Below are 20,910 nucleotides of genomic sequence, written 5' to 3'. Positions count from 1 at the left end.
ACTGCTGGATGCCTGTGCCGCTGCCGCGGCTCAGAGGTGGGGCACCATCGCGGGCATCAGGTCCTGGAACGTACGGCCGTTGGTCGGCTCGCCCACGGCCGTCATCTGCCAGCTCTTGCCCTGCCGGTGCACCTTGGCCATGATCTGCGCGGTGTAGCGGCCGCCGCCGGTCAGCGTGTAGCGCGCCAGCTCCTGCCCGTTGGTCTCGTCGACGAGACGGCAGAAGGCGTTCTCGACCTCCTCGAAGGTCTGCCCCGTGAAGGAGTTGACCGTGAAGACGATCTGGTCGATGTGGACGGGCACCCGCTGGAGGTCCACCGTGATCGCCTCGTCGTCGCCGCCCTGGCCGGCACCGCCCACGAGGTTGTCGCCGGTGTGCTTGACCGAGCCGTCGTCGCTGACGAGGTGACGGAAGAAGACCACGTCGACCGGCTGCTTGTCCGCGAACAGCACGGCGGAGGCGTCGAGGTCGATCTCCTTGCTGCGCTTGCCGAACAGGCCACGGCGCGGGGCCGCCTTCCAGCCGAGTCCCATTCGCACCGCCGACAGACTGCCCCCGTCCTCCTTCTGCAGACTGATCGCCTGTCCCTTGGACAAGTTCACCGACACGTGCCTACCCCTCTCGACTTTCCGCTGCCACCGGCTGGCGATGGCGGTCACGCTCCGACCCTACGCATGCACGCGGAGGCCCCGGTCAGGGCGTCCGGCATTGTGTCGCTCTTGCAACACTCGTGTACGGCGCGGATGGTCCGTCCCCGCTGCCGCCCGTCATCTCCTCTCCCGGCTCCTCCCGCGGTGGTGCGTTCCCCCGCCGCGGCGGCTACTTGAGCCCCGCCTCCCTCATCTGCCGCAGCTCCTTCTTCAGTTCCGACACCTCGTCGCGGAGCCGGGCCGCCACCTCGAACTGGAGCTCCGCGGCCGCGGCGCGCATCCGCTCGGTCATCTCCTCGATGGTCTCGGCCAGTTCGCTCGCGGGACGGTCGGTGAGCACCTCGCCGCGCTCCTTGCGGCCCGCCGACTTCGCCGGGGTGGGCGCCTTGCCCTTGCCCGTACGGTCGCCGCCGCTGTCCCGCTTCTCCTGGCGGTACCCCGAGCCGAGCAGCTGCTCGGTGTCGATGTCCTCCCGAGCGATGTCGGCCACGATGTCGCCGATCTTCTTGCGCAGCGGCTCCGGGTCGATGCCGTGTTCCTTGTTGTACGCGATCTGCTTCTCGCGGCGGCGGTTCGTCTCGTCGATGGCCTTCTCCATGGCGGGAGTGGCCTTGTCCGCGTACATGTGCACCTGGCCGGAGACGTTGCGCGCCGCGCGGCCGATCGTCTGGATCAGCGACGTGCCGGAGCGCAGGAAGCCCTCCTTGTCGGCGTCGAGGATCGCGACGAGCGAGACTTCGGGCAGGTCGAGCCCCTCACGCAGCAGGTTGATGCCGACCAGCACGTCGAACTCGCCGGAGCGCAGCTCACGCAGCAGCTCGATGCGGCGCAGCGTGTCGACGTCGCTGTGCAGATAGCGGACCTGGATGCCCAACTCCAGGAAGTACTCGGTGAGATCCTCCGCCATCTTCTTGGTGAGGGTGGTGACGAGCACCCGCTCGTCCTTCTCCGCGCGCGTACGGATCTCGTGCACCAGATCGTCGATCTGGCCCTCGGTGGACTTGACCACGACCTCCGGGTCGACGAGGCCCGTCGGGCGGATCACCTGCTCCACGTGCCCGTCGCCGCGCGAGAGTTCATACGGCCCGGGCGTCGCCGAGAGATAGACCGTCTGGCCGATCCGCTCCACGAACTCCTCCCATTTCAGCGGCCTGTTGTCGATCGCGGAGGGCAGCCGGAAGCCGTGGTCGACGAGGGTGCGCTTACGGGAGATGTCCCCCTCGAACATCGCGCCGATCTGCGGAACCGTCTGGTGCGACTCGTCGATGACGAGCAGGAAGTCGTCGGGGAAGAAGTCGAGCAGCGTGTGCGGGGCGGTGCCCGCGTCGCGGCCGTCGATGTGGCGCGAGTAGTTCTCGATGCCGGAGCAGGTGCCGATCTGGCGCATCATCTCGATGTCGTACGTGGTGCGCATCCGCAGCCGCTGCGCCTCCAGCAGCTTGCCCTGCTTCTCCAGGGAGGCCAGCTGCTCCTCCAGCTCGGTCTCGATGCCCGCGATGGCACGCTCCATGCGCTCCGGGCCCGCCACGTAGTGCGACGCGGGGAAGACGTACAGCTGCTCGTCGTCCGAGATGACCTCGCCGGTGAGGGGATGGAGCGTGGAGAGCGCCTCGATCTCGTCGCCGAACATCTCGATGCGGACAGCCAGTTCCTCGTACACCGGGAAGATCTCGATCGTGTCGCCGCGGACGCGGAAGGTGCCGCGCGTGAACGACATGTCGTTGCGCGTGTACTGCACCTCTACGAAGCGGCGCAGCAGCTCGTCCCTGTCCGTCTCCTGGCCGACCCGGAGCGGCACCATGCGGTCGACGTACTCCTGGGGGGTGCCCAGGCCGTAGATGCAGGAGACCGACGCTACGACGACGACGTCGCGCCGGGTCAGCAGCGAGTTCGTCGAGCTGTGCCGCAGGCGCTCGACCTCCTCGTTGATGGAGGAGTCCTTCTCGATATAGGTGTCCGTCTGCGGGACGTACGCCTCCGGCTGGTAGTAGTCGTAGTACGAGACGAAGTACTCCACCGCATTGTGCGGGAGGAGCTCCCGGAACTCGTTCGCCAGCTGCGCGGCCAGGGTCTTGTTCGGCGCCATCACCAGCGTCGGCCGCTGGAGCTTCTCGATCATCCAGGCAGTCGTGGCCGACTTGCCCGTGCCCGTCGCTCCGAGGAGCACGACGTCCTTCTCGCCACCGCTGACGCGCCGCGCGAGGTCGTCGATCGCGGTGGGCTGGTCACCGCTGGGCTGATAGGGGCTGACGACCTCGAAAGGCGCCACTGTGCGTTCGATCTGGGTTTCCGGCCGCATGCTGACAACCGTACGACCCGGCACTGACATCGACCTCACCCAGCGACCTCACCCAGCGGGACCCACCCGTCGCGCCCCGTTAACCACGGAGACACTCCGCTTCTGCTTCCGTGTATCGCACAACGGGAAGCCTCTAGCTGACAGTGTCCGCACGACCGCGAGGAGTCCCCGTATGTCGATGCGCCGTGCAGTAGCAGCCGCTACCGGTGTGCTCCTGGGTATTTCCGCTCTCACACTCACCGCCTCCCCGGCCTACGCGGCCGACCGCCAGGACACCACGAGCGACAGTGCACCGGTCACCGTCGCCCACCGCGGAGCTTCCGGTTACGCGCCGGAGAACACGCTCGCGGCCGTGAAGAAGGCCGACAAGCTCGGCTTCGACTGGGTCGAGAACGATGTACAGCGCACCAAGGACGGCGAACTCGTCGTCATGCACGACACCACGCTCGCGCGCACGACCAACGTCGAGAAGCTCTATCCCGACCGCTCCCCGTGGAACATCTCCGACTTCACGTCGAAGGAGATCGCCCGTCTGGACGCCGGAAGCTGGTTCAGCGACGACTACGCAGGTGAGAAGGTCCCCACCCTCGACCAGTACCTCAAGCAGATCACCAAGAGCGGCCAGAAGCTGCTGCTGGAGCTGAAGTCCCCGGAGCTCTACCCCGGCATCGAGCTCCAGACCCTCCAGAAGCTGAGCAGCGACGGCTGGGCGGACCGTTCGCACCTGAAGAGCAAGCTCATCATCCAAAGCTTCAACGCGGACGCGATCAAGACCACCCACACCCTCAACCCGGGCGTGAAGACGGGCTTCCTCGGCAATCCGAAGGTCTCGGAGCTGGACTCGTACGCCAAGTTCAGCGACCAGATCAACCCCACGCACTCGGCGGCGACCAAGGACTACGTCAACGAGGTGCACAAGCGGAAGGGCCCGCGCGGGGAGCGGATGCAAGTCCTCACGTGGACGGTGAACGACGCCTCCACGGCGCGCACGGTCGCCAAGGCCGGCGTGGACGGCATCATCAGCAACTTCCCCGACGTGGTGCGGGACGCGACCGGCGGCTGAGGCACGGCCTCCGCGGCCGGCCGGGTACCGGGACGGGTCCGCACCGGCACTGCTCCTCCGCGCCGGTCCCGTCCTCTTCCCGGTCCGCGTTGTCAGTGGGGCCCTCTAGGGTTCCCGCATGAGTGAGACGACGGCGAGTACGGCGGCCCGCACCAGCGCATGGACGGTGCGGGACACGCCTGTCGGCCCCCTGCTGCTCGCCGCCACCGACGAGGGCCTGGTCCAAGTCGTCTTCCACGCCGACGACGCCACGGTGGACCGGGCTCTCGGCAGGCTCCGCGGGCGGCTCGGGACGCCGCCGGTCCACGTGGACCCGGCCGGGGAGCCGGTGGGCACGGCGAGCGGGGACGGGGATCCGGCGGGTGCGGACGGCGCGGACAGTGCCGCCGGTGCGACCGGTGCGGCCGGCGCCGGGCGCATACTGGCCGCCGCCGTCGCGGAGTTCGACTCGTATTTCCGCGGTGAGCTGCGCGAGTTCACGGTGCCGCTGGACTGGACGCTCTCCGGCGGCTTCCACGAGAAGGTGCTCCGCGAGCTGCTGGCGTCCGTGCCGTACGGGGCGACCGCCGGCTATCAGGACCTCGCCGACAGGGTGGGCGAACCGGGCGCGGCCCGGGCCGTGGGCATGGCCATGGGGTCCAATCCCCTGCCGGTCGTCGTGGCGTGCCATCGGATCGTCGAACGCGGCGGCGGACTGGGCGGATTCGGCGGCGGCCGGGAGACGAAGCGCACGCTGCTCGCCCTGGAGGGGCTGCTTCCGGAGCCCCTGTTCTGATGGGGGCCGTACGCTGCGCAGGCGCCGTGGACGGTCCGTACGGGAGCGGGTGCGGCGGCACCCACGGCAGCACATGCGGACGAGGCGCGAAACCCCGTGGGCGGGCGTGCCGCAGGCTGGCAGACTGCCGCTCGTGACCGACACCGACAACTTCGCGGACGCTCCTGACAGATCCACGGCCGGCCTCACGGGCGCCCCGCATCCCGGCCCTGCGCTTCCCGGCGGAGCCGCGCTGGTGCGGCTGCGGCGCCGTACCGCCACGGTGCTGGTGATCAGTCAGATGCTCGGCGGTCTCGGTGTGGCCACCGCCGTGACACTGGCGGCCGTACTGGCCAAGGAGATCAGCGGCTCGGAGGCGCTGTCCGGGCTCGCCTCGACCTCGTCCGTCATCGGTACGGCGCTGCTGTCCCTGCCGCTCGCGTCGCTGATGGCGGCGCGCGGACGGCGGGCAGGTCTGACCGTCGCCTATCTGATCGGCGCGGTGGGCGGCGGGGTTGTCGTCGCCGGTGCGGCGATGGGGAACTTCCCGCTGCTGCTGGCGGGCATGACGGCCTTCGGCGCGTCCAGTTCGGCCAATCTCCAGGCCCGGTACGCGGCCGCCGACCTCGCCGAACCGGGGCAGCGGGCCCGGGCCATCTCCCTCGTCGTATGGGCGACCACGGTCGGTGCCGTGCTCGGGCCGAACATCGCCGGGCCGGCCGGGGACACGGTCACCGGCCTCGGGATACCCGCCACGGCCGGGGCGTTCGTGTGGGGATCGGCCGTCTTCCTCGTCACCGCGCTCCTGATCCACCTGCTGCTGCGCCCCGATCCGCTGCTCACGGCCCGCGCCCTGACCGAGGCGGGCGGCCCCGGCGGCTCCGGGGGCCTCGAAGACTCCAAGGCCGACGGGGACGGAGGGGACGGAGGGGACGGAGGAGACGGCGTGACCGCGGAGACCGGCGGGGACGGAACGGCGGGCAAGACCGGCGGTGACGGCCTGGCCGAGGAGACCGGCGGCAAGGGAGGCTCGGGGAGCGCGGACCGTTCGCTGCGCGCCGGGTTCGCAGCCGTGGCCGCCTCCGCGCAGGCACGGCTGGCGCTGGTGACCATCGCCGTATCGCACACGGCCATGGTCTCGATCATGGTGATGACGCCGGTCGACCTCGGCCACCACGGTGCGGGCATCGAGCTGATCGGCCTCGTCATCAGCGCGCACATCGTCGGCATGTACGCGTTCTCGCCGCTGATGGGGTGGCTCGCCGACCGCTTCGGACGGCACGCGGTCATCCTGCTCTCCGCCGTGCTGATCTGCTGCGCAGCGGTCCTGGCGGGCACCGCGAACGGTCATCACACCCAGTCCGGCGTGGGGCTCTTCCTGCTGGGGCTCGGGTGGTCGGCGGGGCTGGTCTCGGGTTCGGCCCTGCTGACCGACTCGGTTCCGCAGCCGGCCCGTGCCGCCGTGCAGGGCCTCTCCGACCTGACGATGAACGCGGCGGCGGGAGCCGGGGGCGCACTGGCGGGGGTCGTCGTATCGACGGCGGGCTACGGGTGGCTCAGCGCGATGGCGGCGGCGCTGCTGCTGCCGGTCGTGGTCCTGACCCTCGCAGCTCTGCTGCGGCGGGGCGCCGCTACCAGTCCGTGAGCCGCCGCCCGCCGGAACGGCCGGGCGGGACGGGCGGGAACGGCCGGGCGGGACGGGCGGCGAGACGCGTCATCGGGCGCCGGGCGCCGCACTCGCGAAGACCACCCGGCCTCCGGCTCACCGTGAATACAGCTCGAACGCGACGCACTTGCGCCCGCCGAACCGCTCGGCGCCCAGCCCCACGGCCCATTCGGTGAAGGAGCGCGCGTAGCTCTCCACGGGCTCGTCGCTTAGCTCTCCGATGTAGGCGCGGTGCTCGGCCAGCGAGGCCACGGCCCGCCCGAGCGCCTCCTCGCGCACCTCCACCGCATGCGTCGCCTTCGGCGATCCGGCCACGGCGACCCACCGCACTCCGCCCCACTTTCCCTCCCCGCCCGGAACCGGCTGCTCGGGAAAGATCCACCGGTTCCCGGCGTCGCCCACCGCGTCGAGGACGGCGCGGCCCACGGCACGGTGATCCGGCGTGTTCCACGTCGTACCGCCCCAGGATTCGCGGTGGTTGATCGTCACGACGAGCTCGGGCCGCCACTTCCGTACGGCGGCGGCGATGTCCCGGCGCAGCGGCACCCCTTCCTCGATCACGCCGTCCCGGTGGCCGAGGAACTCCACCGTGTCCACCCCGACCCTGCGGGCGCTGGCGTGCTGTTCCGCCTCGCGCACCCTGGCGCACTCCGCCGGATCGAGGCCGTCGATGCCCGCCTCGCCGCGCGTGACCATGACGTACGCGACCTGCTTGCCCGCGGCGGTCCACTCCGCGACGGCCGCCGCCGCCCCGTACTCCATGTCGTCGGGATGGGCGACGACGGCGAGGGCGCGTTCCCAGTCGTCGGGCATCGTCGCCAGCTGTTCGTCGGGGCTCGGGGTCACGGCGGTCCACCTGCCTTCCGGCTCGGCTGCCCGTACGGCCCCGGCGGTGCATGGCGCACACGGTGCGCGGTGCGAGCCGTGCATGCCGTGCGATACATGGCCTGCGGCGCGTCCACGCCGTACATGGCGCGTGCCGCTCATGCCTTGCCGTTACGGGTCAGCGGCGTTCGAAGGGGATCCACTCCAGCTTCTCGCCGGTCCCTTCCCCGGGACGTGTTCCCCACTGCTGCCGGCCGTCCCGCTCCATCATCGGATCGAGGCTGACGAAGAGCGTGATGAGCAGCAGCACGAGAACGGGTCCGACCAGCGTGGGCGTGAGCGTGCCCAGCGAGGAGCTGCCGACAGCGCCGTCGTCGCTGTAGAGGCGCACCGACATCCCGGCCATGCCGAGGTAGTGCATCCCGATGAATCCCAGCGCCATGGTCAGCGCCGCCGCCAGTGAGGCGCCCATGTGCCCGATCCGGGTCGCGACCCACAGCGCCACCAGCGTCACGACGACGGCGAGGGCGGTGGCGATCGCCATGACCCTGGAGTCGTAGCGGACCGCGCCCGCCACGCGCATGCCCATCATGCCCAGGTAGTGCGTGGCGGCGACGCCCAGTCCGAGCACCAGCCCGCCGCCGAGCACCGCGAGCCAGCGGTGCCGCCTGCGGGAGACGAGGAACAGCGCGACCGCGGAGACGACGACGGCGAGCAGAAGGGTCCCGTAGGTCGTCAGCATGTCGTATCCGACCGGCGCCTCACCGATGCTGAAGCCGATCATCGCCACGAAGTGCATGGTGAAGATCCCGATGCCGATGGCGACGGATCCGAGTGCCAACCATGCGGTGCGCTCCCGGCGTTGGCCGCCGGACGCCCGCATCGCGCATCTCAACCCGACGGCGCATCCCAGGCAGGCCACGCCGTACGCCAGTAGAGGCGTGACGGGCCCGTACGTCAGAACGTCCGGCTGCACCGCGGCTGTACGGAACATCGTCCGTCATCCCCATCAGGAAGCGTGAGCGAGTGGACACATGACCGTCACATGGTCAACACACGTGCGGGGGACTCATGTTAAGACGCCGCACCGATACTTCGCCCCCGATTCGGACAAGGCCGCAACAACCGTTCGCGATCGCACGGACAGGCGCCGGAATGCTGCCCCGAATGCGGTTCCGGTTGCGGATCCGGTTGCGGACGCGCGATGGTGCCGCGCCGTTCAGCGCCAGCCGTATATCTGCTGGAGCCGGTGCACGACGCGGTTGAACCGCGCCCGGTCAAGTGCGCACGCCTCACGCCGCATCCCGTCCGGGTGCACCCGCAGCACCCGGTCCGTGTCCACCCAGGACTCGCGCCCGCTGCGGTCCCAAGGGCCGGATCCCAGCGGCAGCCAGTCCCGGTCCCCGTCGTGCCCGCGCGAGCTCAACTGGACGCCGAGCAGGGTGCCTCGGCCCTCGCGGGCCACTATCAGCACGGGCCGGTCCTTGCCCCTGCCGTCGTCCTCCTCGTAGGGCACCCACGTCCACACGATCTCGCCCGGGTCGGGGTCGCCGTCCGGGGCGGGCGCGTAGGCGGTGCGCACCGCGCCCACCTCGCGGGGCTCGACCTCTTCCGTCGCCGCGTGCCCGCCCCTGCCCGGGTGGGCGGGTGCACCGTCGTGGATCCCGTTGCTTGAATGGCTCATGCCGGGAACCTATCGCCGTCCCGGAACCGGACGTACGACGGAAGGGCGGGCGGGCGTGACGGCAGCTGCTCCGGTACGGGCCCTGGTGGTGCAGAACACTCCGCGGGGAGGGCCGGGTCGCCTCGGCGCCTGGCTTCGCGAGCACGGCCTCGCGCTGGACGTCGTACACCCCTACGACGGCGGGGAGTTGCCGGAGACCCTGGCGGACCACCAGGCTTTGATCGTGCTCGGCGGCGGCTATATGCCCGACGCCGACGACCGCGCACCGTGGCTCGCTCCCGTCCGCGGCCTGGTGGTACGGGCGCTGGAGACGGAGGTGCCGGTGCTCGGCGTCTGCCTCGGCGGGCAGCTTCTCGCATATGTCGCGGGCGGGACCGTACGTGCGGCGCACGGGCTGCCGGAGGCGGGAAGCACCGAACTGACGCTGCGGCCCGAGGCATTGGACGACCCCTTGTTCGGGGAGCTGCCGTCCCGCGTGAAGGCGGTCGAGCACCGCGTCGACGCGATCACCGCGCTCCCCGTGGACGCGCACTGGCTCGCGAGCAGCGAGCGCTGTCCCGTACAAGCGTTCCGTGTCGGGGAGTCGGCGTGGGGCGTGCAGTTCCATCCCGAGGCCACCGCCGAGACCGTACGGGGCTGGGACGCGGGGGCTCTGCGTGAACAGGGCTTCGACCGCGACGAGTTGATCCGTACGGCCGAACGGGACGAGGCGGTGTCCGCGAGGAACTGGCACGGGCTCGCGCGCCGATTCGCATCGGTCGTCGCGAACGGGAGCTGAACGGCGGGGAGTCGGGGCCGACCGCCGGGCCGGAGCGAGGAACGCGCTCCCGGTGCAGCGAGGAACACGCTCCCGGTGCCGGGCACTTCAGCCGGTGTCCGGGCACTTCAGCCGTGCCGCGGCAGCCCGCTCCACGCCGGGCGTTGCGGCTTGTCGCAGCGTACGAAGACGTCGGCGGTCTCCTGCGGGGCCGCCTCCGCCTCGTAACGCGCGTACGCGGGCAGCTTCCAGTGTTCCTCCGGCGGGGTCTGCCGCTCCAGCGCGCCCGCGGAGAGCCCGAGGTGCACGGTGAGGTCGAAGGGGAACCACTTCCCGAGCAGGAACGGCCCGTGCAGCAGCAGCACGCCGCCGGGTGGGAGCCGGACGTACGGGCTGCGGGTCGGCCGGTCCTCGGAGGGGACGCGCAGGTCGGGCAGTACGCGTCCGTCGCCCCCGGGGTCGAGCGGTGCGAAGACCTCACGCCACAGGGCCGGGGTGTCGCGCCACAGGTCGTAGTACGCGTCGGGGTCCTCCTTGCCGAACTCGAAGCGCAGGGAGTCCGCCCGCAGGAACCCGTCCGCGTCGACCACCAGGGCCGGCAGGCCGCGCAGGCGCAGGGCGTCGGCAAGCCGCTCCGCGAGCGCGCCCGGCCGGGCGGGCGGCGCGCCGTCGACGGCGACGCGGCGCCACGGGCTGCCGTCGCCCGTGCCGCCGGACGCGGTTCCGGCCGGGCCGTCGGCGGGCGGGCCCGCGAGGCCCGCGAGACGGTCGGCCAGCTGCCGGGTGAGGAGGTCCCAGGTGACCGGTTCGAGTCGCACGCCTTCATCGTGACCCGCGCGACGTGCCCCGTGCCGCCCGGCCCCCGGGAGACAGGGACCGCGCCCGTGGGACGGGTGCCGGTGCGGGCGTGAGCACCACCGCAAGCGCCTCCCCTGGACCGCGGCGGTCCGTCCGCCCGCCTGCGCCTCCCGCTCCGGTGGATGGCCGGTCCGCGGTGTCCCTATCCTTGACCAGTGATCCACCGGCGTCGACAGGTTGATCCACCGGAGGTGTCCGGCCGATGTACCGCAAGCGCGTGATCGTCTCCGGCGGCGTGCAAGGCGTGTTCTTCCGCGACACGTGCCGCGCTACGGCCGCCGCCCAGGGCGTGAACGGCTGGGTCCGCAATCTCCCTGACGGCACGGTCGAGGCCGTCTTCGAAGGCGGGACGGGCGCCGTCGAGCAGCTCGTCGACTGGGCCCGCCAGGGCCCGCCGACCGCCCGCGTCGAGCACGTGGAGGTCCACGAGGAACGGCCGGAGGGCCTCCGTACCTTCGAGGTCCGTCCCACGCCGCCGGCCGCGCGCCCGGCCGCCGACTCCCCTCCCCGACCCGCCGACTCCCCTCCCCGGCCCGGCGGCCCGTGACACGGGCCGACGTCCGGCTCCGCTTCGCCGACGGCCTGCTTCCCTTTCTCGCCGCACGGCACCGCCGCTCCGGGGACGTACGCGTTCCGCACGACGGCACGTCGACCCTCGGCCACGTGATCCAGTCGCTGGGCGTGCCGCTGACCGAGGTCGGCGAACTGACCGTGCAGGGCCCGTACGAGGCCGCCGGCCGCCGGGTCGCGCACTCGTACCGTCCGCGCGAGGCGGAGACCGCCGACATCGCAACTGCCGCCCGTCCGCAGCGGATTCCCCCGCCGGGCCCGCCGCGTTTCCTGCTGGATGTGCATCTGGGCGCGCTGGCCCGGCGTATGCGCCTCGTGGGACTCGACGCCGAATACGGCAACGACGCCTCCGACGACGAGCTGCTGACCAGGGCCAACGACGAGCGCCGGATCCTGCTCACCCAGGACCGCGGGCTGCTGCTGCGCCGGGCGCTGTGGCTCGGGGCGTATGTGCGCGGTGCACGGCCCGACGGCCAACTCCTCGACGTGCTCGACAGGTTCGCGCCGCCGCTGGCGCCGTGGACGCGCTGCATGGCCTGCAACGGGACGCTGGCGCCGGTGGCCAAGTCCGAGATCGCGGAGCTGCTGAGGCCGGGCACGAGGCGTACGTACGACACGTTCACGCGCTGCCGCTCGTGCGGGCGGCTCTTCTGGCGTGGCGCGCACAGCGGCAGGCTGGAGTCGCTCGTGTCGGCGGCACGTGAGGCGGCGGCACGTGAAGTGACGGCGCGCACAGCGGCATCGGGCGAAGCGGCGCCGGATGGGACGTCGCCGGACGGGGCGTCGCCGGGCGAAGCGACAGCGCGCGGCGGGTCCGGCCGCGGCACGGAACCGGCATAAGCCGCAAAGCGCTGTGCCGAGGCGCCGGCGCGCCCCAATACGGCGGCAGAGCGGGCCAGTTGGGGACGGCGCCGGCGAGTGCCGGACGGCTCAGCCGCTCCGCGCGGCGAGCCACAGGTCACAGCAGCGGCATATTTTCCTCGGAAGCATCCCCAGTGGGGCCCGTGTGCTGCACGATGCGGTATGGCCGCGTCAGGTGCGGCCTTCAACTCTCCACTGGAGCTCGGATGAAAAGACGCGTCATTGCCGTATACGGCGGCGCCGCGGTCGTACTGGCCGGACTGATCACAGCCATACCGGTGGCTGCGAACGCCGGATCCGCCGACCCCGGCTCGTCGAACAGCGCCGCAGGCAAACTCAGATGGACCGACTGCGCCACCAAGGACTACCCGGACCTGGAGTGCTCCAAGGTCAAGGTGCCGCTCGACCACGACAAGCCGGACGGGAAGAAGATCACCATCGCGCTCTCGCGCGTGGAGCACACCGCGGACAAGTCACAGGGACCGCTGCTGGTCAACCCCGGTGGTCCCGGGGGCAGCGGGCTGAGTCTCGCGGGCTTCGTCGCCAAGTCGCTGCCGAAGAAGGTCGCGTCGCAGTACGACGTGATCGGTTTCGACCCTCGCGGAGTCGGCAAGAGTGAGCCCGCGCTCGACTGCAAGCCGGGGCACTTCGACCCGGTGCGTCCGGACAGCGTGCCGGGCAGCAAGAAGGACGAGCTGGCCAACGTCAAGCGTGCGAAGGACTTCGCGCTGGCGTGCGGCAAGAAGCACGGCAAGCTGCTGCGCCACATCAACACGGTCAACGCGGTCAAGGACATGGACCGCATCCGCACCGCTCTCGGCGCCAAGAAGATCAACTACTTCGGCTACTCGTACGGCACCTACCTCGGCGCCGTCTACTCGAAGCTCTTCCCGGACCACGTGCGCCGTGCGGTGCTCGACAGCATCGTCGACCCCGACGGCGTCTGGTACGACGACAACATCGGCCAGGACTACGCCTTCGAGGGACGCCAGAAGGCCTTCACCGCGTGGGTCGCCAAGCACGACGCCGACTACAAGCTCGGCAAGGACCCGGCCGTCGTCGAGAAGGCCTGGTACAAGATGCGCGCCGCGGTGGCCAAGAAGCCCGCGGGCGGCAAGGTCGGAGCTTCCGAGCTGGAGGACACCTTCATCCCCGGCGGCTACTTCAACGGCTACTGGCCCGATCTGGCCGCCGCCTTCGCCGCGTTCGTCAACGACAAGGACACCGCTCCTCTCGTCGACGCGTACAAGTCGATGGGCGCGGTCGACGCGGAGGGCGACAACGGCTACTCGATCTACACCTCGGTGCAGTGCCGTGACGCCGACTGGCCGCGCGACTGGGGCACTTGGCACCGCGACACCGAGACGGTGTACAAGAAGGCGCCCTTCATGGCCTGGAACAACGCCTGGTACAACGCTCCTTGTGCCTTCTGGCCTGTCGGATCGCAGAAGCCGCTGGACGTCTCCAACGCCAAGCTCCCGCCGGTGCTGCTCTTCCAGGCCACCGAGGACGCGGCCACCCCGTACGAGGGCGGCGTCAACATGCACCGCAAGCTGCGCGATTCGCGTCTGGTCGTGGAGAAGGGCGGCGGCAACCACGGCATCACGCTGGGCGGCAACAAGTGCCTGGACGACCACCTCGCCGACTACCTCGCGACGGGCAAGGTCCCCAAGGGCAAGAGCAGCGGCGACGCGGACGCCACCTGCGAGAAGCTGCCCGACCCGAAGCCGCTGACCCCGGAGGCGGCCAAGTCCGCCGTTCCGGCGCCATACGGCTCGGAAACGGCCGGCAGCGGCAGCGCCGAGCTGCACCGGCTGGTCGGCAACCGCGGCTGACGTTCCGGTGGACGGCGGGCGGTCCGCCCGTCGTCCACCGGCCGTCGTCCACCGGCCGTCGTCGGCGTGCCGGTTGCGCCGTGCACATTCCGCCGTGCCAGTTCCCATGTCCCGGTCACTGTGGGTCCGTTCCCGGCTCGCCGGCCCCTCCGCCCGGCACATAACGTACGCGTGTGAACGACGTCGCCGAGTCCATGAGCCGCCTGCGCCCTCCGTATCCGCTGCGCAGGCACCAACTGGACGCGCTGACGGGGCTGGAGCGGGTGACGGGCCACGGACGGGGATCCCGAGGGTCCGGCGGCAGATCCGATCCCGGGAGCGACGGGGTCCGGGAGAGCCGACAGGCCCGACGGGACGGACGCGACCGGCAGGCCCGACAGGCCCGCGCCTGGGTCGTGTTGCCGCCCGGCACGGGCAAGACACTGACGGGTCTGGAAGCCGCACGCAGGCTCGGCCACCCGATCGTCGTACTCACCCCCAACACCGCGATCCAGGGGCAGTGGCTGCGCGAGTGGGAGGCGTTCGTCCCCGAGGGCGGGAGCGGAGACCAGAACGGGAGCGGAGACCAGAACGGCAGCGGAGACCAGAACGGCAGCGGGAGCAGGAGCGGCGGCGACTACGGCAGGACCGGCGCCGGGAGCGGCAGGAGCGACGGCGAACACGGCAGGACCGGCGGCCGGAACGGAACCGGCGGCGGGTACGGAATCGGCAGCGGCACCACGTCCGTACCCGCGGGCATCGACCGCGCCCTCGACTCCCCCGTCACCGTGCTCACTTACCAGTCCCTCGCCTCCTTCGACCCCGACGCCGAGGTCGACGAGGAGGGCGGCGAGCGGAGCGCGCGCGACACCTCCGCTCGCCGCGCGGCGACGGCGACGGCAGCGGCAGCCGGAAGGCGCCGCCATCTGCACAGACTTCGGCCCCAGGGCCGCGAACTCGTCGAATCGCTGCGCCGCACCGGGCAGTTCACTCTGCTCCTCGACGAGTGCCACCATCTCCTCGACACCTGGGGCGAGTTGCTCGCCGAGCTGCTGGACGAGATCCCGGACGCCACGGTCATCGGCCTCACCGCCACGCCGCCCGACCGGCTCACGCCCGCCCAGGCGGAGCTGGTCGCCGAGCTGTTCGGCCCCGCGGTGCAGGGCCCGTCGATCCCGGCCGCCGTACGGGAGGGCCATCTCGCCCCGTACGCCGAACTGTGCTGGCTGACCTCCCCCACCTCCGTCGAGACGGACTGGCTGGCGGGCGAGGCCGAGCGGTTCACCGAGCTGACGACCGGCCTCCTCGACCCGGAGTTCGGCGCCTCGCGTCCCTTTCTCGGCTGGCTCGACGAGCGTTTCGTCATCCGCGAGGGCCCCGACGGCGCACGTATGCCCTGGTCGCGGCTGGCCCGTGAGCGCCCCGAACTCACCGCGGCGGCACTGCGGTTCCACCATGCCGGGCTGCTCGCCCTCCCCGACGGTGCGCGCCCGCGCGAGGAGCACAGGCGCGCGCCGGGCGCCGACGACTGGGTGCTGCTGCTGGACGACTGGGTACGGCACTGCCTGCGCCGCAGCGGATCGCCGCGCGACGCCGAGGTGCTGGAGGCGCTCAGGAAGGCGCTCCCCTCCGTGGGCCACCAGCTGACGGCGCGCGGCATCCGCGGCGGCCGTTCCCCGGTGGACCGGGTGCTGGCGCGCAGCGCCGCCAAGCCGCACGCCGTGCGGGAGATACTCGCGGCGGAGGACGCGGCGCTGGGCGAGAGGCTGCGCGCGGTCGTCGTGTGCGACCACGAGCGTGCGACGGCGACTCTGCCCGCACGGCTCACGGGCGTACTGGAGGCTCAGGCCGGTTCCGCGATGCTGGTGCTGGAGGAGCTGGTGGCCGATCCGCGTACGGCTGCGCTGGATCCGGTGCTGGTTACGGGCCGTACGGTGGCCGCGTCCCGCGAGACGGCGGAGCGTCTGCTGGCCTGGTGCCGGGACTCGGCGGGGCCGGAGGTCTCCCGACTGGCCCTGTTCACCGAGCCGTTGGGCGGCGGCGACACGGATACGGAGTCGGGGCCGGGGCCGAGGCCGGGCAGCGGCGGCGCGAGCACCGGTGGCGGCGGCTCCCGGTCCGTCCCCGATCCCGAACCCGGCCCCGACCTCGGCCCCGCCCGCGATCCCGAACCCGGCCCCGGTTCCGGTTCCGGCCCTGGCCCTGGTCCCGGTTCCGGTTCCGCTTCCGGTTCCGCCGGCCCCCTCGTACGTGTCGTGGGCCCGCCCGGCTGGAACAGCCGCCTCTGGGTCGCGCTCGTCACCCGCTTCTTCGAGGACGGCGGCACCCGTGTGCTCATCGGCACCCGCGGCATGCTCGGCGAAGGCTGGGACGCCCGGCGCGTGAACACCCTCATCGACCTCACGGAGGCGACGACGCCCACCGCCGTCGTACAGACCCGCGGGCGCGCCCTGCGGCTGGACCCGGACCACCCGCTGAAGGTCGCCAACACCTGGTCGGTGGTGTGCGTCGCGGAGACCCATCCGCGCGGGGACCGCGACTGGGGCCGCTTCGTGCGCAAGCACGACGGCTATCTCGGCCTGACGGACGCCGGTGAGGTCATGGTCGGCGTCTCTCACGTGCATCCGGAGCTGTCTCCCTACGCGCCGCCGCACACAACGGAGTTCGACCGTCTCAACGCCGCCATGCTCCAGCGCGCCGCCGCCCGCGACGAGGTGCGCGAACGCTGGCGCGTCGGCGAACCGTACTCGGACCGGCTGATCCACACGGTCCGCGTGACCGTGCCCCGCAGGGCGGCGGCCCGGGCGGTCGCGTCCCCCGCGGCCTCACCCGCCCGTGTGCCCCCGGCGGTGCCCGCCGCGCGCGGCGTCCGTCCGGCGGGGCTGCCCGCCGGCTCCGCGCGCTCCGCCGGGTTCGTGTCCGGGACGGTGCTCGCGGGAGCCCTGGGCACGGCCGCTCCGGCGGCGGCCGCGCTTCCATGGCCGCTGGCCGCCGCGGCGGGCGGTCTCGCCGCGTGCGCGGCGTACGCCACGGCCGGAACCGCCGCGCTGCGCCGCCTGCTTGAGGAGGTGACGGAGGCACCGGTGCTGCTCCATATCGCCTGGGCCACCGCGGACGCCCTGCACGGCTGCGGTCTGGTGCCGCGCGGTTCGGAAGGCGTCTCCTTCGCCCCGGACGAGACGGGCGCCTACCGCGTGGAGTTGGACGGCGTGCCCGGCGAGGCGTCCGCGCTCTTCGCGGACGCCTTCGACGAGGCCGTCTCTCCGCTGACCTCGCCCCGCTATGTGATCCCGCGCTTCGTCCTCCCGGCGCCCACCAGGGGTGCGGCGCTGCGGGCGCTGTGCCGCAAGCCCGCGGCGAACGCCGTCGTGCACCACGCGGTGCCCGCGCCGCTCGCCGAGAACCGCCGGCGGGCGGACGCCTTCGCGGCCGCCTGGAACACCTACGTAAGCACGGGCGCACCGCTCTACACCCGCAGCCCCGAGGGGGCCGGCGTACTCGCGGCGCAGGCGGGCGGCTCGCCGCTGGAGGTGACGACGGCGATGCGGATGACGTGGCAGTGAGCGCAGGCCACCGCAGGTGTACGGCCGTACCGGCGTGCGTCCGGCCCGCGGCCCCGACGTCCCGCCTCGGCTGCCGACGGGACCTGCCCGGGACTATCCGCCGAAGCTGATCGGCCCGTTGAAGTCGCGGCCCTGTATGACGGAACCGCTGACGCGGGCGTCACCGGAGACCGTGTTGTGTACGCTGCCCCGCTCGATGCGGACGGTGAAGCCGTGCCGTGCGGCCCAGGCCTCCAGGTCGGCTGCGAAGCTCTCATCCCGCTCGCACTCCTCTATCACCCTGGTGGTCAGCAGACGGACCTGTTCCTCGTCGGAGGCCGTGTCGCCGGCGCTCGCCGCCGTATCGCCCTCGGCGGGCAGCGCGATCTCGTCTCCCGCTTCCCTTCCGCGGATGCGGCGGCAAAGGGCCAGCAGCGACTCCCAGGCGTGCCGCCCCGCCTCCGTGCCGGCGGAACTCGCCGCGGCACTCACCGCTGCTGCGATCGCGCTCGCTGAAGCCGTGTCCATGGTGCCTCTCCCCCTGCAATTCCGCGCATGCGCACTGGAGTTGAACTGCCGCCGGGCCCGCTGCGCATGGGCGCCGCCGACTCGCACAGACCGTACCGAACCCGCCCCGGACCGTACGCGAACCGTGCGCTCCCCTGTGGCGCACGGTCCCCACCCTCGATCGCGCCCGAGTCTACGGCGGCCCACTGACAACGCCCCTCCCCTTCTCCTCCGGCCCCCGACGACCGCCGCCGGGCGACGGCGTGACCGGAACTCGCGCGCGCCGACGCGGACTTCATTGGTACGTTCCCGTCATGCCGGACTATGCCGAGACGGCCCCCGCCCGCGAAGCGACCGCCCGCCACCAGGAGACCGCCATCAGCAAGGAGACCGCTGTCCGCCAGGAGACCACCGTCCGCCGGGTGACCGCCGAGGACGTGCACGAGGCCGTGCGGCTGGCCGTCGCCGCGCTGCGCGAAGGCACGGAGGCTGACTGGAGCGCCAAGGCCGGCTCACTGGAGTGGGACTGCTGGGACACCGTCGAGCACCTCGCCGACGACCTGTTCTGCTATGCCACCCAACTCACCCCGGACAACCCTCCGTCGGAGGACGGCATCCCCTTCCGCTACTCGCCGAGGCGTGACGGCGCACCGCTCAACGCCGTCTTCGCCGACCGCGACGCCGGTCCGGCGGGACTGCTGCGGGTGCTGGAGGCCTGCGGCGCCCTGCTCGTCGCGATGGTGCGCACGGCTCCGCAGGAGCTGCGGGCCTGGCATCCGTACGGCGTCGCCGATCCCGGGGGATTCGCCGCGATGGGCGTCGTGGAGACCCTCGTACACGCACACGACGTCGCCGAGGGCATCGGCCTCTCCTGGCATCCGCCGGAGGATCTGTGCGAGCGCGTTCTCGCGCGCCTCTTCCCCGACGTACGGACCGACGCGGCGCCCTGGCAGACCCTGCTGTGGGCCACGGGCCGCACGGCCCTCCCGGACCTTCCGCGCCGCACGTCCTGGCGCTGGTACGGCGCTCCGCCCGGACACGGGGAGAACGCCGGCACCGACACCGGCACCGCCGGCTGATCCGGGGGCCGCGGGCAGCCCCGGCACGACCGGCAGTTCAGCGATCGCCGGGCGCCAACGAGCCTGCACACCACGGGAGTCGACCGCGCCGAGACCCCGCCGCGGCGCTCACAGCACCCAGATCATGTACAGGCACACCGCGGTTCCGGCGCCCCCGCCGAGGAACAGATACTTCATCACGACGGCAGCCCGTGTACCGCGGATGCGGTCCCCCACGGCGACCGCCTGCGCCCTGCCGGGGAAGATGCCGGTCGCGGCGAAGGGCACTCCGAGCCCGGCGACGATCCAGCCGAAGAAGAACAGCGCGTTCCACCGCCAGATCTCGCGGAATCCGGTGGGCAGGAAGCCGTTCGCCGACTGGGAGACCTCGATCCTCTGTCCCTGCCGCAGTTCGCGGCTGACCTGCGCGTCCGGGACGGGACGTGAACCGTCGTCGGGACGGAAGGTCCCCGAACACACCGTCGTGTCACTGCTGTTGCGGCTGCCCTGCTCGACCCAGCAGCTCTGGACGGTGACGGTTCCGTGCCGTCCCGCCAGGCCGGCGGCGTGCGCGGCGTTGTAGGCGGCGAGGCCCAGACAGACGAGCGCGCCGACGAAGAACAGCGCACCGAATGCCCTGCCCTTCCAGCTCGGGCCGGGCAGTGCCGCGTACGGACCGGTGAGGCCGAGTCCGGGTCCGCCGTCCAGGCCGCCGGCTCCCGTACCTCTGCCCGCGAAGATGCCCCGCCACCCGGCGTCCGCCATGCTCTCCCCCTGCTGCCGCCCTGTGCACGCGGTCGCCGGTGCCGCCGTCCGCATGCGGCACGTCGGCGACCGCCGCGCTCGGACGGCACACCCTAGCGGGGCGCGGTCAGGACGAGCGCGGAGGGTCGAAGTCCGCAGCCTCGACGAAGTCGGGCCGGGGATCCAGCGCAGCGGCCAGCCGGAAGTGGCGGCGTGCCTCGTCCTTGCGGTCGGCGCGCTGAAGGGTACGGGCGAGTGCGAAATGTGCGAACGCATTGTCCGGTTCGCGTTCCAGCACAGTCTGGAACTCCATCTCGGCGGGGCGCAGTTGGGCGCCCAGGAAGAATGCGCGTGCGCGCAGCAGCCGCGCCGCGGTGTTCTCGGGATGCGCCGCGATGACCGTGTCGAGCAGCTTCAACGCACCACGCGGATCGCGTGCGTTGATCAGCTGCTCGGCCGCGCGGAACTCGATGACCAGGGTCTCAGGGGTGGCCTCGGACACGGTGCCTGCCTCCTCACCGGTACCGGTGTGACAGTTGCTGTGCACAGGCGCGGAAACGCCTCGTCCCCCGTAGCTATTCCCTGCCGCAACCGACGGCACTCCGCTCCCACCGGAGCGGGCTACGCCGGCGAGCGCCCCTGCGCCCGCGCGCGCAACTCGTCCCACACCTCACGCACCCGCTTCTCCAGCTCCTCCAGCGGACCGTCGTTGCCGATCACGATGTCCGCCGTCGCCAGCCTCTCCTCCCGCGTCGCCTGGGCGGCCATGCGGGCGGCGCCGTCCTCCTCGGTCATGCCGCGCAGCCGTACGAGCCGGTCGAGCTGAGTCTGCGGTGAGGCGTCGACGACGAGGACGAGGTCGTAGAGCGGCGCGAGTCCGTTCTCGGTGAGGAGCGGCACGTCGTGGACGATCACGGCGCCCGCGGATTCCGCCTCCGCTTGCCGTTCCAGTTCGGCGGAGCGCTCGCCCACGAGCGGGTGGACGATCGCGTTGAGCGCCGCGAGCCTCTCCGTGTCGGCGAAGACGACGGACCCGAGCCTGGGCCGGTCCAGGCTGCCGTCGGGCGCGAGGATCTCCTCGCCGAACTCCTCGACGACGGCCGCCAGCCCCGGGGTGCCCGGCTCCACGACCTCCCGGGCGATCTTGTCCGCGTCGACGATCACTGCGCCGTACTCGTCGAGGAGCCGTGAGACCTCGCTCTTTCCCGCGCCGATACCGCCCGTCAGTCCGACCTTCAGCATGACGGCCACGCTATA

At 72.0% G+C, this 20,910-nt stretch carries 19 protein-coding genes; 9 read left to right on the top strand and 10 right to left on the bottom strand.

The annotated features are described in order from the left end of the window. Positions 1-30 precede the first annotated feature (30 nt). The gene (locus HCC61_RS18785; protein ID WP_169136737.1) at positions 31-609 is read right to left on the bottom strand and encodes a TerD family protein; all 579 of its coding nucleotides are present in this window, start codon (positions 607-609) and stop codon (positions 31-33) included. A 211-nt stretch (positions 610-820) separates the two neighbouring features. Next, the gene (gene uvrB / locus HCC61_RS18780) at positions 821-2,950 is read right to left on the bottom strand and encodes an excinuclease ABC subunit UvrB (RefSeq protein ID WP_169136735.1); all 2,130 of its coding nucleotides are present in this window, start codon (positions 2,948-2,950) and stop codon (positions 821-823) included. A gap of 172 nt (positions 2,951-3,122) precedes the next feature. Here uvrB and HCC61_RS18775 point away from each other — a divergent pair, with 172 nt between their 5' ends. The 3 genes from HCC61_RS18775 (at position 3,123) to HCC61_RS18765 (ending at position 6,412) form a co-directional block, all read left to right on the top strand. Continuing rightward, on the top strand, positions 3,123-4,013 hold the full coding sequence (locus tag HCC61_RS18775) for a glycerophosphodiester phosphodiesterase family protein (protein ID WP_169136733.1): 891 nt from the start codon (positions 3,123-3,125) through the stop codon (positions 4,011-4,013). Between the two features lie 118 nt (positions 4,014-4,131). After that, positions 4,132-4,788 (top strand): methylated-DNA--[protein]-cysteine S-methyltransferase, encoded by a 657-nt coding sequence (locus HCC61_RS18770; protein WP_169136731.1) that lies wholly within the window; start codon positions 4,132-4,134, stop codon positions 4,786-4,788. Positions 4,789-5,023: 235 nt separating this feature from the next. Beyond that, positions 5,024-6,412, top strand: a complete 1,389-nt coding sequence (locus HCC61_RS18765) for an MFS transporter (protein ID WP_346777283.1) — start codon at positions 5,024-5,026, stop codon at positions 6,410-6,412. A gap of 117 nt (positions 6,413-6,529) precedes the next feature. Here the strand turns inward: HCC61_RS18765 and HCC61_RS18760 are convergent, their stop codons facing one another. The 3 genes from HCC61_RS18760 to HCC61_RS18750 all read right to left on the bottom strand — a co-directional run bounded on the left by HCC61_RS18760 (position 6,530) and on the right by HCC61_RS18750 (position 8,942). Next, positions 6,530-7,246 (bottom strand): PIG-L deacetylase family protein, encoded by a 717-nt coding sequence (locus HCC61_RS18760; protein WP_169137028.1) that lies wholly within the window; start codon positions 7,244-7,246, stop codon positions 6,530-6,532. 190 nt (positions 7,247-7,436) lie between these two features. Next, positions 7,437-8,099: an MHYT domain-containing protein gene (locus HCC61_RS18755; protein ID WP_240969094.1), complete on the bottom strand. Its 663-nt coding sequence runs from the start codon at positions 8,097-8,099 to the stop codon at positions 7,437-7,439. Positions 8,100-8,477: 378 nt separating this feature from the next. Then, entirely contained in the window at positions 8,478-8,942 is a 465-nt protein-coding gene (locus HCC61_RS18750; RefSeq protein WP_169136727.1) for a type II toxin-antitoxin system PemK/MazF family toxin, read from the bottom strand. Between the two features lie 55 nt (positions 8,943-8,997). Here HCC61_RS18750 and HCC61_RS18745 point away from each other — a divergent pair, with 55 nt between their 5' ends. Next, a complete protein-coding gene (locus HCC61_RS18745; protein ID WP_346777274.1) occupies positions 8,998-9,720 on the top strand; it encodes a type 1 glutamine amidotransferase in 723 nt (240 codons plus the stop codon). Positions 9,721-9,827: 107 nt separating this feature from the next. Here HCC61_RS18745 and HCC61_RS18740 read toward each other — a convergent pair whose 3' ends face one another. Continuing rightward, complete coding sequence (locus tag HCC61_RS18740) at positions 9,828-10,517, bottom strand: uridine kinase (RefSeq protein ID WP_169136723.1); 690 nt, start codon at positions 10,515-10,517, stop codon at positions 9,828-9,830. 242 nt (positions 10,518-10,759) lie between these two features. On the opposite strand from HCC61_RS18740, the gene HCC61_RS18735 reads away from it, so the two are divergent. The 4 genes from HCC61_RS18735 (at position 10,760) to HCC61_RS18720 (ending at position 17,365) form a co-directional block, all read left to right on the top strand. Then, on the top strand, positions 10,760-11,104 hold the full coding sequence (locus HCC61_RS18735) for an acylphosphatase (RefSeq protein WP_169136721.1): 345 nt from the start codon (positions 10,760-10,762) through the stop codon (positions 11,102-11,104). After that, positions 11,101-11,967 (top strand): Mut7-C RNAse domain-containing protein, encoded by an 867-nt coding sequence (locus tag HCC61_RS18730; RefSeq protein WP_169136719.1) that lies wholly within the window; start codon positions 11,101-11,103, stop codon positions 11,965-11,967. Before HCC61_RS18735 ends, HCC61_RS18730 begins: the two co-directional genes overlap by 4 nt. A gap of 227 nt (positions 11,968-12,194) precedes the next feature. Then, positions 12,195-13,823, top strand: coding sequence for an alpha/beta hydrolase (locus HCC61_RS18725; RefSeq protein WP_169136717.1), 1,629 nt, complete (start codon positions 12,195-12,197; stop codon positions 13,821-13,823). Between the two features lie 173 nt (positions 13,824-13,996). Then, a complete protein-coding gene (locus tag HCC61_RS18720; protein WP_169136715.1) occupies positions 13,997-17,365 on the top strand; it encodes a DEAD/DEAH box helicase family protein in 3,369 nt (1,122 codons plus the stop codon). Between the two features lie 93 nt (positions 17,366-17,458). Here the strand turns inward: HCC61_RS18720 and HCC61_RS18715 are convergent, their stop codons facing one another. After that, the gene (locus HCC61_RS18715) at positions 17,459-17,872 is read right to left on the bottom strand and encodes a hypothetical protein (RefSeq protein WP_169136713.1); all 414 of its coding nucleotides are present in this window, start codon (positions 17,870-17,872) and stop codon (positions 17,459-17,461) included. Between the two features lie 293 nt (positions 17,873-18,165). Between HCC61_RS18715 and HCC61_RS18710 the strand changes: the two genes are divergently transcribed. Then, on the top strand, positions 18,166-18,930 hold the full coding sequence (locus tag HCC61_RS18710; protein ID WP_169136711.1) for a maleylpyruvate isomerase N-terminal domain-containing protein: 765 nt from the start codon (positions 18,166-18,168) through the stop codon (positions 18,928-18,930). Positions 18,931-19,038: 108 nt separating this feature from the next. On the opposite strand, the gene HCC61_RS18705 is transcribed toward HCC61_RS18710, so the two are convergent. From HCC61_RS18705 to coaE, 3 genes are all read right to left on the bottom strand, one after another. Continuing rightward, positions 19,039-19,674 (bottom strand): hypothetical protein, encoded by a 636-nt coding sequence (locus HCC61_RS18705; RefSeq protein ID WP_169136709.1) that lies wholly within the window; start codon positions 19,672-19,674, stop codon positions 19,039-19,041. A gap of 106 nt (positions 19,675-19,780) precedes the next feature. Continuing rightward, the gene (locus HCC61_RS18700) at positions 19,781-20,155 is read right to left on the bottom strand and encodes a tetratricopeptide repeat protein (RefSeq protein ID WP_028435629.1); all 375 of its coding nucleotides are present in this window, start codon (positions 20,153-20,155) and stop codon (positions 19,781-19,783) included. A 119-nt stretch (positions 20,156-20,274) separates the two neighbouring features. Continuing rightward, positions 20,275-20,895 (bottom strand): dephospho-CoA kinase, encoded by a 621-nt coding sequence (coaE, locus tag HCC61_RS18695; protein WP_169136707.1) that lies wholly within the window; start codon positions 20,893-20,895, stop codon positions 20,275-20,277. Positions 20,896-20,910: the final 15 nt, after the last annotated feature.

It is taken from the genome of Streptomyces sp. HNM0575, from assembly GCF_012726265.1.
Lineage (GTDB): Bacteria > Actinomycetota > Actinomycetes > Streptomycetales > Streptomycetaceae > Streptomyces.
This window is presented reverse-complemented; position numbering and strand designations above follow the sequence as displayed.

Coding starts and splice junctions, on each gene's coding strand:
- HCC61_RS18750 (WP_169136727.1), bottom strand. CDS start 8,942: ATGAGCCATTCAAGCAACGGGATCCACGACGGTGCACCCGCCCACCCG.
- HCC61_RS18770 (WP_169136731.1), top strand. CDS start 4,132: ATGAGTGAGACGACGGCGAGTACGGCGGCCCGCACCAGCGCATGGACG.
- HCC61_RS18715 (WP_169136713.1), bottom strand. CDS start 17,872: ATGGACACGGCTTCAGCGAGCGCGATCGCAGCAGCGGTGAGTGCCGCG.
- HCC61_RS18705 (WP_169136709.1), bottom strand. CDS start 19,674: ATGGCGGACGCCGGGTGGCGGGGCATCTTCGCGGGCAGAGGTACGGGA.
- HCC61_RS18725 (WP_169136717.1), top strand. CDS start 12,195: ATGAAAAGACGCGTCATTGCCGTATACGGCGGCGCCGCGGTCGTACTG.
- HCC61_RS18710 (WP_169136711.1), top strand. CDS start 18,166: ATGCCGGACTATGCCGAGACGGCCCCCGCCCGCGAAGCGACCGCCCGC.
- HCC61_RS18775 (WP_169136733.1), top strand. CDS start 3,123: ATGTCGATGCGCCGTGCAGTAGCAGCCGCTACCGGTGTGCTCCTGGGT.
- HCC61_RS18735 (WP_169136721.1), top strand. CDS start 10,760: ATGTACCGCAAGCGCGTGATCGTCTCCGGCGGCGTGCAAGGCGTGTTC.
- uvrB (WP_169136735.1), bottom strand. CDS start 2,950: ATGCGGCCGGAAACCCAGATCGAACGCACAGTGGCGCCTTTCGAGGTC.
- HCC61_RS18760 (WP_169137028.1), bottom strand. CDS start 7,246: ATGCCCGACGACTGGGAACGCGCCCTCGCCGTCGTCGCCCATCCCGAC.
- coaE (WP_169136707.1), bottom strand. CDS start 20,895: ATGCTGAAGGTCGGACTGACGGGCGGTATCGGCGCGGGAAAGAGCGAG.